We start from the raw sequence: 15,164 nt of genomic DNA, 5'->3' as shown, positions 1-15,164 counted from the left end.
TTTATGATGTCTGCCCCAATTCCCTCAAATGAGTCGGAACGTTTAAATGCACTGCGTCAACATAATATCCTGGATACCCTGCCAGAAGAGGTGTATGATGAGGTAACTAAAATTGCCTCAGAAATTTGTGGCACCCCAACTGCTCTGCTCACCATGGTAGATAAAGACCGCCAATGGTTTAAATCCAAGCAGGGGTTTGACGTAGATGAAACTCCACGGGAGATTTCCTTTTGCGCCCATGCCATCATCAATCCAGACGAACCCTTTATAGTGGAAGATGCACGGTATGACGAGCGTTTTCATGATAACCCCTTAGTAGCCAAAGACCCTAAAATCGTTTTCTATGCGGGAGTACCCGTGAAAAGTGCTGATGGTCATGCTTTGGGAACCCTGTGCGTCATTGATACCCGGCCCCGGGAATTAACGGAGCAAAAGATTCAGTCACTCAAAGCATTGGCCAAGTTAGTGAATGTGCATTTTGAGTTAAGAAAAATGAAACTTGTCTTAGAAGAAAGAGAAAGGGTGCTTCACCAGGCGCGGCAACTTTCAACTTCCTTTGACAATGAGGTGCAGAACATGCTACGGAATAACCAGGTAACTCCAGGAAGTTCCCCCTTTAGAGCAAATCGCCACCTCTTTGAAAGGACTGCTTCGGGCATATAGCCAGTAAGTAACTATCTGTGCGTTTTCTTATCAAGCACTACTTTAAAAAGTCTTTTGGTACACCATCTATAGAGTAAGTATAGATAAATAGGAAGGAGGAAGATAAGGGAAAACGCTTCCTTGTGTAAGTTTGTCGAGGCTAATCCTGTTTAGGCTAAAGCAGTATAAGACAAACTATGAAATATAAAACCTCCCTCTTTCTCCTGTTCTTCCTGTATGGGTCTTTTTTCTTCTCCTCTCTTGTTGCCCAAAACAAAGCCTCCAAAAACCAGGAGTTGGTGTATGTTGACCAAAAGGGCATCATGCGTTGGAACAAAAACAACCAGGAGGCAGCTTTCTTCGGGGTAAACTACACCGTTCCGTTTGCCTACGGCTACCGTTCTGTTAAAGCTCGCAACGTAGATCCTGAGAAAGCCATTGACCAGGATGTCTACCACATGGCTCGTTTAGGATTAGACGCCTTCAGAGTGCACGTGTGGGATACGGAGATCTCTGATACTTTAGGCAACCTGCTGGAGAATGAGCACCTGCGCCTTTTTGATTACCTGGTCTACAAATTAAAGCAGCGCAACATAAGGGTCATGCTGACTCCCATTGCTTTCTGGGGAAACGGCTACCCTGAAAAAGATGAGAACACCCCCGGCTTTTCGCGCCTGTACGGCAAACAGAAAGCTTTGGTAAATGAGTATGCCTTTAAAGCGCAGGAGAATTACCTTAAACAGTTTCTGAACCACATCAATCCCTATACCAAACTCAGGTACGGGGCTGACCCCAACATTATTGCCGCAGAGGTAAACAATGAACCACAGCACTCCGGCCCCAAAGCCAGGACCACCGAGTACGTGAACAGAATGGTGGCTGCCATTCGGGCAACTGGCTGGACCAAGCCCATCTTTTACAACATCAGTGAATCTCCGCGGTACGCTGATGCCGTAGCCAAGGCCAATGTAGACGGGTTCAGTTTTCAGTGGTACCCCACAGGACTGGTGGCCAACCACACTTTACAGGGCAATTACCTGCCTCATGTTGACCGCTACAACATCCCATTTGACACCATTCCGGAGTTCAGAAACAAAGCTTTGATGGTGTATGAATTTGATGCCGGAGACGTACTAGGTTCTTACATGTACCCGGCCATGGCCAAGAGTTTTCGGGAGGCGGGCTTTCAATGGGCCACGCAGTTTGCCTATGACCCAATGGCTACCGCTTACGCAAATACTGAATACCAGACCCACTACCTGAACTTGGCGTACACTCCCTCTAAAGCTATCAGCCTCATGATTGCGGCCGAGGCCTTCCATCAACTTCCCTTACGCAAGAGCTACGGCACCTACCCGGCAGACAGTGTTTTTGGTGCGTTTAGGGTGAGTTATAAAGAATCACTGAGCGAGATGAACACGCAGAGGGCATTCCTGTATACCAATACCACCCACACCAAACCAGTGAATGTTGGTAAGTTAACCCAGGTGGCTGGGGTAGGAAGTTCGCCAGTGGTAACCTACAGCGGTTCTGGATCTTATTTCCTGGACAAGCTGGAGAAAGGAGTTTGGCGGCTGGAGGTAATGCCTGATGCAGTGCACATCAGAGACCCCTTCGCAAAAGCATCACCTAACAAAGAAGTAACCCGCATTCAGTGGCTGAACCACTCCATGCAGATCAGGCTGGCTGAGCTGGGGGAGGAGTTTACCATAACCAGTGTGAATGAGGGAAATGCCTACAAAGCCTCTGCAAAGGAGGGTGGTTTTCAAATAAAACCCGGAGTCTATTTACTGGCCAGAAAAGGAAAAGGACCGCTGAAAGGAAAGACCTTTTTTGGAAACATGGAGATCAAAGAATTCGCAGCTCCTCAGCCCACAGAAACGAAGATCTTTGTAGCGCACCAGCCCTTGAAAGAAGTATCCGCCGGAAAGCCATTTGTGCTGTACGCCAAAGTAGTGGGTGTATCCCGGGAGGCTAAGATTTCTTTGCAGCTAAACAACCAGGCTGGGGTTTACAAAACCGTAGCGATGGAGAGCCTGGGAGGTAGTAAATACAAAGCCGAAATTCCTTTTGATCTCACCTCGCCGGGCTTAATCAACTACCGGATCATGGTGCAGGATGGAACGCAGCAGGTGACATTCCCCGGAGGATACGAGGGGGATCCCTGGGCTTGGGACTATTACCAGAATGACACCTGGCAAACGTTTGTCGCCTCTGACAAGGGAGCTTTGTCTCTGTTTAACGCCACTACAGACCGGTCCATTTATGTCTTCCCGAACCTCTGGAGGGGAGATGAGCGGGCCTTGATCACCGCAGAAAAACCTGAGCAACTGGTGCTGAAACTAACTGCCAAAGAACTAACGGCAGAACAAACCATGGGCTTCCAGCACTTCATAGGAGACAAACTGAAGGGTCGTGAAAGTGAACTTGGAACCTTTGACAAACTGGTGATCAGAATCAGAACATCTAATGCAACCCCATTGCCGGTGAAGGTAGGATTAATCACCTCTGATGCCGCTGGCTATACCGCTAGGGTGAATGTCAGCCAGAACTTTCAAGACATTGAGATACCCTTAAACACATTGAAACCAGATTCTTTCATGCTGTTGCCCAGGCCTTATCCGGGCTTCCACCCGTTCAGGTTTTCGGCTGCTAAGGCTGTGGCTTTTAATTTAAAGCAAGCAGAGAAGCTTGAAATTTCTATCCTTCAGGATAAAAAGACTACTGCAGGGGCACAATCCTACACCTTCGAAGTGGAAGCCGTATGGCTAGAAAAAAACTAGAAGGGTACCTATTCCTTTGAAACCGTTTCAGGTATGTTTTTAGAAAAGCAGCTTGAAAAGGTTTTTTATTAGTAGTTTCCATTTACCTAAAGTAAGTAGTAGAGATGCTTATATCTACCAGCATGAAGGTGTTAATAACTCTTATTTAAGCTCCATTTTTCTAGTTAAGCAGCTGGAAGCTTAATAAGAGTTATTATCCTTAGGCTTTTTTAGGTTACATTTTCAAAAACAGGTTAAAAATGCTACATCGGTTTTCTTCTCTGTTGGGTCTGCTTTCCTTCCTTTTACTGGTGGTGGGAATAGATGCCCAGGCCCAATCTATTCCTACCTTTACCCGGCAAGACACACTGAGGGGCTCTATCACGCCGGAGCGGGCCTGGTGGGATTTGGTGCATTATGACCTGAGCATGAAAGTGAACCCGCAAGACAGTACAATGCAGGGCGTGAACCTGGTGCGCTACAAAGTGCTGAAGCCCCACCAGGTGATGCAGATTGATTTGCAGCCGCCCATGCGCATTGAGCAGGTTCGGCAGAACGGGCAGAACCTGAGGGTGAAGCAGGATGGGAATGCCTGGTTTATTCAGCTAGCTGCCAAACAAGTGCCTGGTACCCTGCAGACCGTGGAAGTAACCTACGGCGGCAAACCCCAGGTAAGCACCAATCCGCCGTGGAGCGGGGGCGTTACCTGGAAGAAAGACAGCAACGGTAAACCTTTCATTGCCACCTCGGTGCAAGGCGACGGCGCAAGCTTGTTTTGGCCCTGCAAAGACCACATGTACGATGAGCCCGACAGCATGATGATTAGGGTAACGGTGCCGAAAGACCTGGTTGATGTCTCTAATGGGCGCTTGCGCAAACTAGAGCAGCACGCAGACGGCACCCACACCTTCCATTGGGCGGTTACAAATCCCATCAACAACTACGGCGTGAATGTGAATATTGCCGATTACGTGAACTTCTCAGAAACCTACGCCGGCGAAAAAGGCAAGCTGGATTGCAATTATTATGTGCTGCGCGAGAACCTGGCCAAAGCCAAAGAGCAGTTCAAGCAAGTACCCCAGATGCTGAAAGCCTTTGAGCACTGGTTTGGGCCGTACCCTTTCTATGAAGACAGCTATAAATTGGTGGAGGTGCCGTATCTGGGCATGGAACACCAGAGCTCAGTGACCTACGGAAACAAATACCAGAACGGCTACCTGGGTCGGGACCTCAGCGGCACGGGTTGGGGCCTGAAGTTCGACTTCATCATCATCCACGAAAGTGGGCATGAATGGTTTGCCAACAACATCACTTACAAAGACAACGCTGACATGTGGATTCATGAGAGTTTTACCAACTACTCAGAGAGCTTGTTTGTGGAATATTACCATGGCAAAAAAGCCGCAAGTGAGTACGTGATCGGTACCCGTCGCGGAATCAGAAATGACCGGCCCATCATCGGGATATATAATGTAAACTTCAGCGGCTCCGGTGACATGTACCCCAAAGGCGGCAACATGCTGCACACCCTTCGGCAAGTGGTGAATGATGACGAGAAATGGCGGAAACTACTGCGTGGCCTGAACAAAGAGTTTTACCACCAGACGGTGACAACCGCCCAGATTGAAAACTACATCAGTCAACAAACCGGAAAGGACCTGAAAGCTTTCTTTGACCAGTACCTCCGCGATGTTCGTATTCCTGAACTGGAGTATAAGGTGGAAGGAAAAACCCTCTCGTACCGCTGGAACAATGTCGTCAAGGGCTTTAACCTGCCGGTAAAAGTTTTGGTAGCTGGAAAAGAAACGTGGTTACAACCGGTCTCCACCACCTGGAAAAAAGCTACCCTTGCTGCTGGTGCCACCGGGATTAAAGTAGATCCAAACTTCTATGTGACTCAGAAACGGGTGCAGTAAGATCATAGGTTTAGGTCCATGGCCACTTACTCTTGCTGATTGATGAACTTTAAGGAGGCCCTGTTTTGAAGCAATTTTTATTAAATCTGCCTTAAAACAGGGCCTTCATTTTTTGGCTTTACCTACAAAAGGAAAGTTTTAGGGTAGCAGAAGGTAGAACAAGGGTGCTTTTACCCCGTATCTCTAAGCAGTCTCAAAACGCTTTGAGCACTTAACCTGATTTCAAATGGACATGCATTTCATCCGGCGAGGCGAAGGGAAACCTCTGTTACTGGTACATGGCATTGGCGGAAGCTCCCGCTCCTGGGACTTAATGATAGACGGGCTGGCAGATGCAGGCCGTGAGGTAATTGCGATTGATTTACCGGGGCATGGTGCTACCCCCCCGTTACAAGGGGAAGTTTCCATTAGCACCTTAGCCGATGCGGTCACCTCTTTTCTGGAAAGCCAGAATCTTTTGGGGATTGATGCCGTGGGCAGTTCCATGGGTGCGCGCCTGGTGCTGGAGTTAGTAAGACGTGGGGGGATAGTAGGGGCAGTTGTGTCTTTAGACCCGGGCGGATTCTGGAAAGGCTGGGAGAAACCATTCTTCTACTTTTCAGTGGCGGCTTCCAGAAGGCTGGTGCAATGGTTGCAACCCGTGATGCCTGCTATCGCAGGGAACCCGGTTGGTCGCACCTTGCTGTTGCCCCAGTTTTCTGCCCGTCCCTGGGATCTACACGCAGAACTGGTGCAGGAAGAAATGCGAACCTTTGCTACGTCTGCCTCCTTTGATGACTTGTTGTACAACTTAACGTATGGCGAACCCCAAAAAGGAGTTCCGCGCGGTACCCTGCAAGCACCTTTGATTATTGGGTGGGGTAAGCAGGACAGGGTTTGTTTTCCGCAGCAAGCTTCCAGGGCTTTGCGCCTTTTTCCTGATGCCTGCATACATTGGTTTTCTAGTTGCGGTCACTTCCCGCAATGGGATTCTCCGGAAGAAGCCGTACAATTGGTGCTAACCGTTACCAGCGGCATTAATTATGAACCGCTGCTTTCCGCGGAGATGCAAACCCCTGTAACGACTGCTACCAGAAACTGGGCAGCCATTGTGGGCGTGGGGCTAGCTGTAGTAGCTGGAGGATTTTTGTTGGCGCGCAGCAGAACATCATAGCCCTTATTTAAAAAGCCTTAAGGTGGATAAAAGCAGAAAGCCCCCGGAAGTTCAGTCTTCCGGGGGCTTTCTGCTTTCTTACAGAACTCGTGATATGTTAGATCAGAGCTTTTACTTTGCTAAGTTCTACTCAACCCCCACCTTTGCGAGTAGGCTTGGTTTGAGCAGGCCAGGTACCAGGCTGACCAGTTCTTTGGTTGGCTGGTAACACACTTCTTTCACGGGAGGTGGTAGTGGGGTCTTCACTGGCCATGTAAGCTAAAATAGCAGTAAGAATGGCGTTGCTACGCACATCATCAAACACGATCTTGTCATAGGTGTCGCGGTTGGTGTGCCAGGTGTAGGTGCCGTAAGACCAGCTCAGGGAACTAAGCGAAAACGCCGGAGCACCCGCTGCTACAAACGAGGCGTGGTCTGATCCGCCGCCGCCCGGGGCACCCGGGAAGTTGGTTTGTATGTGGGAGCGGATCTCTGTCGGTACCGGAGCCAACCAGCGGTTCAGGAATTCATAAGAGTGCAGGAAGCCAGAGCCACCTAAGTTGACCACGCGGCCGGTACCATTGTCCTGGTTAAACACTGCCTGTATTTTGCTTACAATTTCCGGGTGGTCTTCCACAAATGAGCGGGAACCGTTCAGTCCTTGCTCTTCGCTACCCCAATGCCCTACCATGATGGTTCTTTTAGGGTTAGGGTAGATCTTCTTCAGTATTCGCATGGCTTCCATCATGACCAGGGTGCCGGTTCCGTTATCAGTGGCACCAGTAGCGCCATCCCAGGAGTCAAAGTGCGCCGACAGGATCACGTACTCATCTGGTTTCTGGGTTCCTTTTATCTCCGCGATGGTGTTGAAAGTAGGTACCATGCCGCGCTCTTTAGATTCGGCCTGCACGTTGATTTTGGGTTTCTGACCAGAAGCGGTGAGGCGGTACACCATTCCGTAATCCTCCAAAGAAAGGTCTACCGTAGGAATCTTCTTCGTGTAGGCACTGAAGATCTTGTTCACTCCAAACCCGTTTGACCAATTAGACATGACCACTCCGGCAGCTCCGGCTTTTTCCAGGGCCACGGGCAAGGTGCGGGTAGTGTATCCCATCTTTGCCATCTTGGTGCGCCAGGCTTCGGTTAGGGCGGTGCGCTCCGCTTTCATTTTCTCAAAAGACTCTTTCGTGGCGAACTCCTGCCAGTTGTAATCGGGTCTTCCGGTGGGCTGCGGCATGGAGATCAGCACAAATTTGCCTTTCACGTTGGGCAACCACTTCTGGAAGGCCATGGAATCTGTGACAGTTTCAGGGAGGGTGATGGTTTCAGCGGTGACGCCTTTGCCTTTGGTGCTGGGGCTCCAGGCCAGTTGCATGCCCTCCAGGGTTCTTACCCGGGGGTGCACCATATCAATGTGCGAGATGCCTCTTTGCCAGCCGCGCCATTCTCCCCATTTCTCATTTCTGGCAGCAATGCCCCAGCCTTTGTATTTAGCCACGGCCCAGTCATTGGCTTGCTGCATTTGGGGCGTACCCACCAGGCGTGGACCAATCACATCCATCAGTTCATGCGCCAGCGTTTCCAGCTGAGAATTTTGGGTCGCTTCTTTTACAATGCTGTCTAACACCGGGTCTTTGGTCTTGGCCAAACCCACTTGGGCAGAGAAGAGCAACGAGAGTAGGAAGAGCTTGCGCGTACTTCTTTTGCACTGCAAGCGGGGAGGGGTGAGGAGACGTATCATGCCCCTAATTTAAGGAAGCTGATAAGAACAAAAACAGGTGACAGTAAATAAGTAAAGTGATTTCTGTTTAGGGGCTACTTTCCAGAAAGTAGTCCCTAAACAGAAAGGTTATTCTAGGACAAAATCCTCGGCTTGAGGCAGGCTCATGAACTTCTGGGCAAGATCTTCAGGCAGACCGGCCAGCTTACGCTTCAGGAGGTCAATCCAGGCACCATCTACGTTGATGATGGCCGCTTTCACACCATCGCTGCGGTACAGCTCATGACGGATGGACCAACGCGAACCATCCGGGCGGGCTTTGGTCAGTACAGATTCAACTTTGACGGTGTCATTGATGCCTACTTCGCGCAGGTATTGCAATTCTTCCCGGAACAGAATAGGTCCTATTTTCAGGTGCTGAAAAGTTTTAAAATCAAGGCCCAACGTATCTAACATGGAGATACGCGCCTGGGCGGCAAAATCGGCGTAGGCCGAGTGGCGAAGGTGCATGTTGGCGTCTACTTGTGCCCAGATCACGTGCCCTTCATATACAATGCTCATAGTGTTTGTTTTAGGTGTGTTTTAAAGAAATCAGGGATAAAGCCGGTTACGGCGTTTGCCTGAAGTATAGACCAAATTTAAATTTTGGTTGTGCCAGGAGTTGAAAAATTCTGAAGAACCTAGGGAGTTTTGCCAATAAACCAGAATATGTTCCTTTACAGGTTTTAGTAAAACCCTTGCAAAACAGGTGTGAAAACGCTTATAAATTCATTTATCTGGTGGCTGATTTAAGCTGGGGGTATGAATTCTGCAAAAAAGTTTTAGATTTGAAAAACGGGAATTTTGCTTGGGGTCTGAGGGTGAGAGGATTATCAATTGGAGGCAAAATTCACGAGTGCCCTTAATTGAAAAAGTGTAAAACAAATTACTTTCTGCTATATCCCTTTTACTCTAATTTGAGTAAAATACCCTTAAACTGACCCTCCATGCAACAATTATCTTCTGCGTCTCCGCATCTTCTTGAAATAGCCTGGGAAGCGTGTAACCAAGTAGGTGGTATCTACACGGTAATCCGCTCTAAAGTACCTGCCATGATTGAGTACTGGGGCGACCAGTATTGTCTTATAGGTCCTTATTTCCCGCAACAAGCCGCCCATGAATTTGAACCCACAGATGACTATTCTGATGTGTACGGGCAGGCGGTGCTGGAACTACAGGCCCAGGGCGTAGAGTGTTACTATGGAACCTGGCTGGTGACTGGTCGGCCTAAAATTGTGTTGATCAACCCGCGCAGTTCCTTTGGGCAGCTAGGGGAGATCAAGTATTTCCTTTGGGAAAACCACCGCATACCTACTTCCAATGAAGACCTCCTGAACCAGGTGCTGGCCTTCGGAAGTTTGGTGAAGCGGTTTATCACCATATTATCTGCTAAAACCCAGGTGGTAGCGCACTTCCATGAGTGGATGGTGGGTTCTGCCATTCCAGACCTGAGAAAAGACCAGGTGCCGGTGAAGATCGTTTTCACCACGCACGCGACCTTGCTGGGACGTTACCTTGCCATGAATGACCCCAACTTCTATGACCAGTTAACCTCGGTTGATTGGCAGAGAGAGGCGCAGCATTTCAACATTGAGCCCGCCGTTTCTATTGAAAGGGCCGCCGCGCATGGGGCGCACGTGTTTACCACGGTCAGCGAAGTCACCGTGCGGGAGTGTATCTACCTGCTAGACCGGATCCCGGATACAGTGTTGCCGAACGGGCTCAACATCCGGCGGTTCACCGCCATGCACGAGTTCCAGAACTTGCACTTAACGTACAAGAAGCGGATTCACCGGTTTGTCATGGGGCACTTTTTCCAGAGTTTCCCTTTTGACCTGGACAAGACCATTTACCTGTTCACTTCGGGGCGTTTTGAATACCGTAACAAAGGCTTTGACCTTACTCTGGAGGCTTTGGCCCGCCTGAATCACCGCATGAAGGTGTCTAAAAGTGATATGACGGTGGTGATGTTCTTTATCACCAAACAGCCATTCACTACCATTAACCCGCACGTGCTGCATTCAAAGGCTTTAATGGAAGAGATACAGGAAACCTGTGAGGCCATTAAAGACCAGATTGGGGAGAGGCTGTTCTATGATGCGGCGGCTAGTTCAGATCATAAATTACCGGAGCTGAACGAGTACGTAGATGATTATTGGAAACTACGGTATAGGAGGACTATACAGTCATGGAAAACGCATATGCTGCCTCCGGTAGTGACGCACAATCTCATTAATGATCAATCAGATGAGATCCTGCATTTCCTGCGGAGCTCTAACCTGGTAAACAATGCTGATGACCGCGTGAAGATTGTGTACCACCCAGATTTTATCTCACCTACCAACCCTCTTTTCGGGATGGAGTACGGGCAGTTTGTGCGGGGCTGTCACTTAGGTATCTTCCCTAGCTATTACGAGCCGTGGGGTTATACTCCGCTGGAGTGCGTAGCCAGTGGTATTCCAGCCGTGACCAGTGATTTGTCTGGTTTTGGTGATTACGTGAAGAAGAACATCAAGAAGTATACTGACAAAGGTATCTACGTAATAGACCGCCATGAGCGCAACTTCAATGATTCTGCCGAGCAACTCACAGAACACTTGTATGACTATGTGGAAATGAGCCGCCGGGAGCGGATTGCCCAACGGAATAAAGTAGAAGGCTTGTCAGAAATGTTTGACTGGAAAAAGCTGCTGGTGCATTACGAGCGTGCTTACCAACTGGCATTAAGCACACACCAGGAATAGCAAACTGTATGCGGGTTTATGTATAAATCCTCAAAAAAATAATTTTAAGCGGCCCGTTTAGGAGGTGTTTTACTAATCACCTCCTAAACGGGCCGCTTAATGTTGATTATACGATAGGTGAAGGAATTACCTGAAGTAGCGTAAAATCATTGGGTACGGAAACAAAGATAAGGTTGGTAGCGGCTACATTTTCCCAGGTAACTTCCTGTTCATCTACTATGATTTTGGCTGTATGTGTTTGTAAGCCGTGAATGAAAATAGCGTAGTACCGGTAACCATCCTGACCGTCGCCTTTTCTTTCCTGGGTAAGGGTGAACAGGGTTAAGCTGCCTTCCGTCCGGAAAACTTTGTGCAGAAAATTGCCCTCTGTGTACCCGTAGCCTTCGCCACCGTCTTCATATAGTTCGCTCACGCAGGTGCCCTGGTTGTAGTACACATGCAGCGCCACCTGGGGTGCTGCCAGTTCCCCCACGTACTGCTGCACAGGGTAGAAGGGAACCACGGCTCCGGCTTTGATGAACATAGGTACCTTGTCTAGTGGGGCATCTGCCCATACTTCTCGTTTACCGGCTTCCATAAGACCAGTCCAGAAGTTGTACCAGTTTCCTTGCGGCAGGTATAAGATTCTGCCGTCTACCCCCGGTTGCGTAATGGGGCACACCAAAAGATTATCGCCTAAGCAAAATTCTGCCATACGGTGGTAGCAATCAGGATCTGTCTGGTCCACAAAAGCCAAGGGCCGCAGCATGGGAGTTCCTTGGGTAGTGTACTGCCAGAAGGTAGAGTACATGTAAGGCAGAAGCTGATAGCGTAGCTCAATGAATTTGCGGGCCAATGCTGTGTACGGCTCCCCAAAAGACCAGGGCTCCTGGTCTCCGTGGTCACCCGAGGAGTGGGTGCGGCAGAACGGATGGAAGATCCCTAACTGTAGCCACCGGATGTACAGCTCGCCGTCTGGTGATTTTATAAACCCGCCTATGTCAGAGCCAATAAAAGACATTCCTGAAATACTAAGGCGCTGACACTGAATGTTGGCCAGCCAAAGGTGATCCCAGGAGGCAATGTTATCACCGGTCCAGCCAGAAGCAAAACGCTGCACCCCGGCGTAGCCTGAGCGGGTTATGGTAAAGGGGCGGTCTGGATAAGAGAAGTTCTTTACACCTTCATAAGTGGCGCGGGCCATCTGCATGCCGTAGATGTTATGAGCCTTGCGGTGACTGCCAGGGTCGCCGTCATAATGGTGGCGCACGTCATTGGGGAAAGTGCCAATCTCAAACACCGCCGGTTCGTTCATGTCATTCCAGACGCCTTTAACGCCGGTTTCCTGAATAAGGCCCTTAAACAGACCAGCCCACCAGGTGCGCACCTCTTCACGGGTATAGTCCGGGAAGTGGCACAGTCCCGGCCACACAGTTCCCTTGTACAAAGGACCATCGGCGCGGCGGCAGAAATAATCATTTTTGATGCCTTCCTGGTACACCCAATAGTCATGGTCAATTTTGATGCCCGGGTCAATGATGACCACCGTTTTGAAACCGTCTTCCTTCAGTTCCTGCACCATGCGATGGGGTTCAGGGAAATGGCTTTTGCTCCAGGTAAAGCACCGGAAACCTTCCATGTAGTCTATGTCCAGGTACAGGGCATCACAGGGGATAGAACGGTCTCTGAAGCCTTTGGCCAGGTCTTTGTGGTATATTGTTGCACCACCTGCGTGAGGGAAGGGCCATAGATAAAGTAATACTCCATGGTGCCGCCCTGCGCCCAGAAGCTGGTTACTTCCTTGCGCTCACTCGCGAAATCAAAGAAAGCCCTGAAAGTGTTGTCAAAGAAGATGCCGTAGGCGTTGCGGCGGTGCAACCCCATATAAAAGTTGATGTTCTTGTACAGCGGATCGGTGCCTATTTTGTAGCCATAGGTATCTGAACCCCAATTCTCAAAGCGCTTGCCCCGCAGGTTCATGTTGTCGGCTTTGTCGCCCAAGCCATAAAAGAACTCCTGCGGCTGCACGGCTTTGCTCATCTTCACAATATCGCCGCCATAGTCTTTGTGCTCTTCCCAATGAAAACCTTTCTCGTCTTCGTTCAGGATATTGCCAGACTTGTCTAGAATACGTGTGATCAGGCCGTTTTTGGAAACAGTGCAAATTAGCTCCTTGGTAGTAAGCCGGTAATGGTCTGCCAGTTCTTTTATTTTCAGCTTCACCTTTTCCTGGGGGCGGGAAGGGGAGAGGGCATAGGAAAACTCCCGGGAGAAGGTTCCGTCCGTGCTAAACTTAAACCGTAGAATGTGCTGCGTGACAGCTTCCACTTTCAAGCCCACCCGGTTATCACAGGTAAATAGAGTGCAATTGTCAGTTGAATGGACCTGGAGAACAGTACCCGCGAAGAACTCCTCGTGTTTGACCCCCAGGTCATTGATCATGTAATTGGTATCTTAAATTGTACTATCCATGAAAAAGTATTAGAAGCAAAGAAGAAAAGAAGGGCTGTTTTTTGCGTATTTATTCAGAAATTAAATCGCATAATTACGGAATGTTTTTAAATTTTCTATTTTGGTGAACAAACTGGCAAAAAAAAGTGTGAATTACCCTTGAACTAGCGGGTTGGTTACTTATCTTTACAAGACACCTCTCCCCTGCGTCGTAGATGAATTAAAGATATAATGAAAAAACTCAGAGTATTAATGCTGGGTTGGGAAGACCAACCTATTTTGAATGGAGGAGTAGGCAAAGCTTGTTTTCATTTAGCTGAGGCCTTAGCCAAACAGATTGAACTTACCATGATTGTGCCGCAGGCAGATCACCTGGCCATTGATCAACATGCGGAGGTTGTAGGGTTAGATGCCCTCAATCTGGCCGAGATTAAACAAGCTCCTGTAGAGCAAACATTTGAGCGTTTTGCTACTACACTCAGAGTACCCGCCGCGTTGTTTCCTTATGAAGAACCTGAGGTAGGACAAGGCTATACTCAACATTCTTCTGAACTTCAGGACAAAGTTGAAGTAGTAAACCAGGAGCAAAAAGGCCCATATGCGCAGGAAACAGCTTCTCAGCCCCAATCTGCTGCTGCTCAGGGGCAACCACAAATCACATTTGCCAAAGGTGCTAAAGGTACCCTCAATTTTGAGGTGATCCAGTTTGCCCGTTATGCAGCGAGGCTTGCTTCACATAAAGAATTTGATGCCGTATATGCCCATGACTGGATGACTTTCCTGGCGGGTATGGAGATAAAGATTCAACGCAAGGTTCCGTTAATTGTGCACGTGCACAGCCTGTCATTTGACCGCCAGGTAGGGGAGCCGTTAGGTTGGGTGTTTGAGTTGGAAACTAAGGCGATGCATGAAGCTGACCTTATCTTAACGGTAAGTGAAAGAACCGCCCGCATGATCACGAAGCGCTACGGTATTTCGGCAAAAAAGATTCAAGTGGTCTACAACGGAGCGGATAAAGCACCCGCTTCTCCGGTAGTTTCAGCCAAAAGAAAGCAGGTAACTTTCCTTGGACGTTTGGTCGCACAGAAAGGACCGCTTCAATTCTTGAAAGTTGCAAAAGTAGTACTAAACCAAGACCCTGACGTTCACTTTGTAGTTGCTGGTCATGGACCGCAACTGGATGAGGCGAAGCTGATGGTCAAAAGGTTAGGCATTGAAGAATCAGTTACGTTCACTGGTTTTTTGCCGCCAGCAAAAGCTGAAGCGCTTCTGAAAAATTCTTCTGTGTTCTGTTTGCCAGCACTGTCTGAGCCTTTCGGCTTGGCTGCCCTGGAAGCAACCCAGGCCGGCTTGCCGGTAGTGATCACGCACCAAACGGGAGCTGCTGAAGTGTTGCCTGAGGCAAGTGTAGCTGATTGCAACGACACCGAAGGTTTGGCAGAACATATTCTGCAGTTGCTGGAAAACGAAGAATTGCGGAGAAGACAGGTAGAAGCTAACCAAAAAGCCGTAAGGCAACTTACCTGGGGCAGTACCGCTGACAAGGTAATGGAAAGCCTGCACACCGTTTTGCTTCTGCAGGACTAAGCAGAATAATTCGTTTGGGGTTAGTTTCTGGAAAACTGGCCTAAAGCGTAGATGATGACATAAGTAACTGTCTTTAAGATTAGATAGATAAACAGAAGGTCTGCTGTGGTTTCCACTACAGACCTTCTTATTTTGAGTAGGGATAAGTGTGAGACGAAGGTTTATTGTCCAACAAACCATTTTGGAAAAGTA

Annotated in this window: 10 protein-coding genes; 6 read left to right on the top strand and 4 right to left on the bottom strand. The window is 48.9% G+C overall.

The genetic code is table 11. The features are described from left to right. Positions 1-3 precede the first annotated feature (3 nt). The 4 genes from DC20_RS20755 (at position 4) to DC20_RS20740 (ending at position 6,473) form a co-directional block, all read left to right on the top strand. Entirely contained in the window at positions 4-663 is a 660-nt protein-coding gene (locus DC20_RS20755) for a GAF domain-containing protein (protein ID WP_071885519.1), read from the top strand. Positions 664-839: 176 nt separating this feature from the next. After that, positions 840-3,425 carry a cellulase family glycosylhydrolase gene (locus tag DC20_RS20750; protein ID WP_062545606.1) on the top strand — a complete coding sequence of 862 codons (2,586 nt, stop codon included), beginning with the start codon at positions 840-842 and terminating at the stop codon, positions 3,423-3,425. A gap of 239 nt (positions 3,426-3,664) precedes the next feature. Beyond that, positions 3,665-5,320 (top strand): M1 family metallopeptidase, encoded by a 1,656-nt coding sequence (locus tag DC20_RS20745; RefSeq protein WP_062545605.1) that lies wholly within the window; start codon positions 3,665-3,667, stop codon positions 5,318-5,320. Between the two features lie 226 nt (positions 5,321-5,546). Further along, positions 5,547-6,473 carry an alpha/beta fold hydrolase gene (locus DC20_RS20740; protein WP_062545604.1) on the top strand — a complete coding sequence of 309 codons (927 nt, stop codon included), beginning with the start codon at positions 5,547-5,549 and terminating at the stop codon, positions 6,471-6,473. A gap of 130 nt (positions 6,474-6,603) precedes the next feature. Here the strand turns inward: DC20_RS20740 and DC20_RS20735 are convergent, their stop codons facing one another. Both DC20_RS20735 and DC20_RS20730 read right to left on the bottom strand, forming a co-directional pair. Continuing rightward, the gene (locus DC20_RS20735; RefSeq protein WP_062545603.1) at positions 6,604-8,193 is read right to left on the bottom strand and encodes a M20/M25/M40 family metallo-hydrolase; all 1,590 of its coding nucleotides are present in this window, start codon (positions 8,191-8,193) and stop codon (positions 6,604-6,606) included. A gap of 108 nt (positions 8,194-8,301) precedes the next feature. After that, positions 8,302-8,733 carry an acyl-CoA thioesterase gene (locus DC20_RS20730; protein ID WP_062545602.1) on the bottom strand — a complete coding sequence of 144 codons (432 nt, stop codon included), beginning with the start codon at positions 8,731-8,733 and terminating at the stop codon, positions 8,302-8,304. Positions 8,734-9,158: 425 nt separating this feature from the next. On the opposite strand from DC20_RS20730, the gene DC20_RS20725 reads away from it, so the two are divergent. After that, the gene (locus tag DC20_RS20725; protein WP_062545601.1) at positions 9,159-10,955 is read left to right on the top strand and encodes a glycosyltransferase; all 1,797 of its coding nucleotides are present in this window, start codon (positions 9,159-9,161) and stop codon (positions 10,953-10,955) included. 106 nt (positions 10,956-11,061) lie between these two features. Here the strand turns inward: DC20_RS20725 and DC20_RS20720 are convergent, their stop codons facing one another. Together DC20_RS20720 and DC20_RS23480 are read right to left on the bottom strand one after the other, a co-directional pair. Next, positions 11,062-12,582 (bottom strand): glycoside hydrolase family 31 protein, encoded by a 1,521-nt coding sequence (locus DC20_RS20720; RefSeq protein WP_245652363.1) that lies wholly within the window; start codon positions 12,580-12,582, stop codon positions 11,062-11,064. Continuing rightward, on the bottom strand, positions 12,579-13,376 hold the full coding sequence (locus DC20_RS23480) for an alpha-glucosidase domain-containing protein (protein WP_245652260.1): 798 nt from the start codon (positions 13,374-13,376) through the stop codon (positions 12,579-12,581). Before DC20_RS23480 ends, DC20_RS20720 begins: the two co-directional genes overlap by 4 nt. Before the next feature lie 240 nt (positions 13,377-13,616). Between DC20_RS23480 and DC20_RS20715 the strand changes: the two genes are divergently transcribed. Continuing rightward, a complete protein-coding gene (locus DC20_RS20715; RefSeq protein ID WP_083470397.1) occupies positions 13,617-14,972 on the top strand; it encodes a glycosyltransferase in 1,356 nt (451 codons plus the stop codon). Positions 14,973-15,164: the final 192 nt, after the last annotated feature.

The organism is Rufibacter tibetensis (assembly GCF_001310085.1).
In the GTDB taxonomy this organism is placed as follows: Bacteria; Bacteroidota; Bacteroidia; order Cytophagales; family Hymenobacteraceae; genus Nibribacter; species Nibribacter tibetensis.
Note: the sequence above shows the minus strand (reverse complement) of the source record. Positions and strands in the feature narration are given on the sequence as shown.

Coding starts and splice junctions, on each gene's coding strand:
- DC20_RS20715 (WP_083470397.1), top strand. CDS start 13,617: ATGAAAAAACTCAGAGTATTAATGCTGGGTTGGGAAGACCAACCTATT.
- DC20_RS20750 (WP_062545606.1), top strand. CDS start 840: ATGAAATATAAAACCTCCCTCTTTCTCCTGTTCTTCCTGTATGGGTCT.
- DC20_RS20725 (WP_062545601.1), top strand. CDS start 9,159: ATGCAACAATTATCTTCTGCGTCTCCGCATCTTCTTGAAATAGCCTGG.
- DC20_RS23480 (WP_245652260.1), bottom strand. CDS start 13,376: ATGATCAATGACCTGGGGGTCAAACACGAGGAGTTCTTCGCGGGTACT.
- DC20_RS20745 (WP_062545605.1), top strand. CDS start 3,665: ATGCTACATCGGTTTTCTTCTCTGTTGGGTCTGCTTTCCTTCCTTTTA.
- DC20_RS20755 (WP_071885519.1), top strand. CDS start 4: ATGATGTCTGCCCCAATTCCCTCAAATGAGTCGGAACGTTTAAATGCA.
- DC20_RS20730 (WP_062545602.1), bottom strand. CDS start 8,733: ATGAGCATTGTATATGAAGGGCACGTGATCTGGGCACAAGTAGACGCC.
- DC20_RS20740 (WP_062545604.1), top strand. CDS start 5,547: ATGGACATGCATTTCATCCGGCGAGGCGAAGGGAAACCTCTGTTACTG.
- DC20_RS20735 (WP_062545603.1), bottom strand. CDS start 8,193: ATGATACGTCTCCTCACCCCTCCCCGCTTGCAGTGCAAAAGAAGTACG.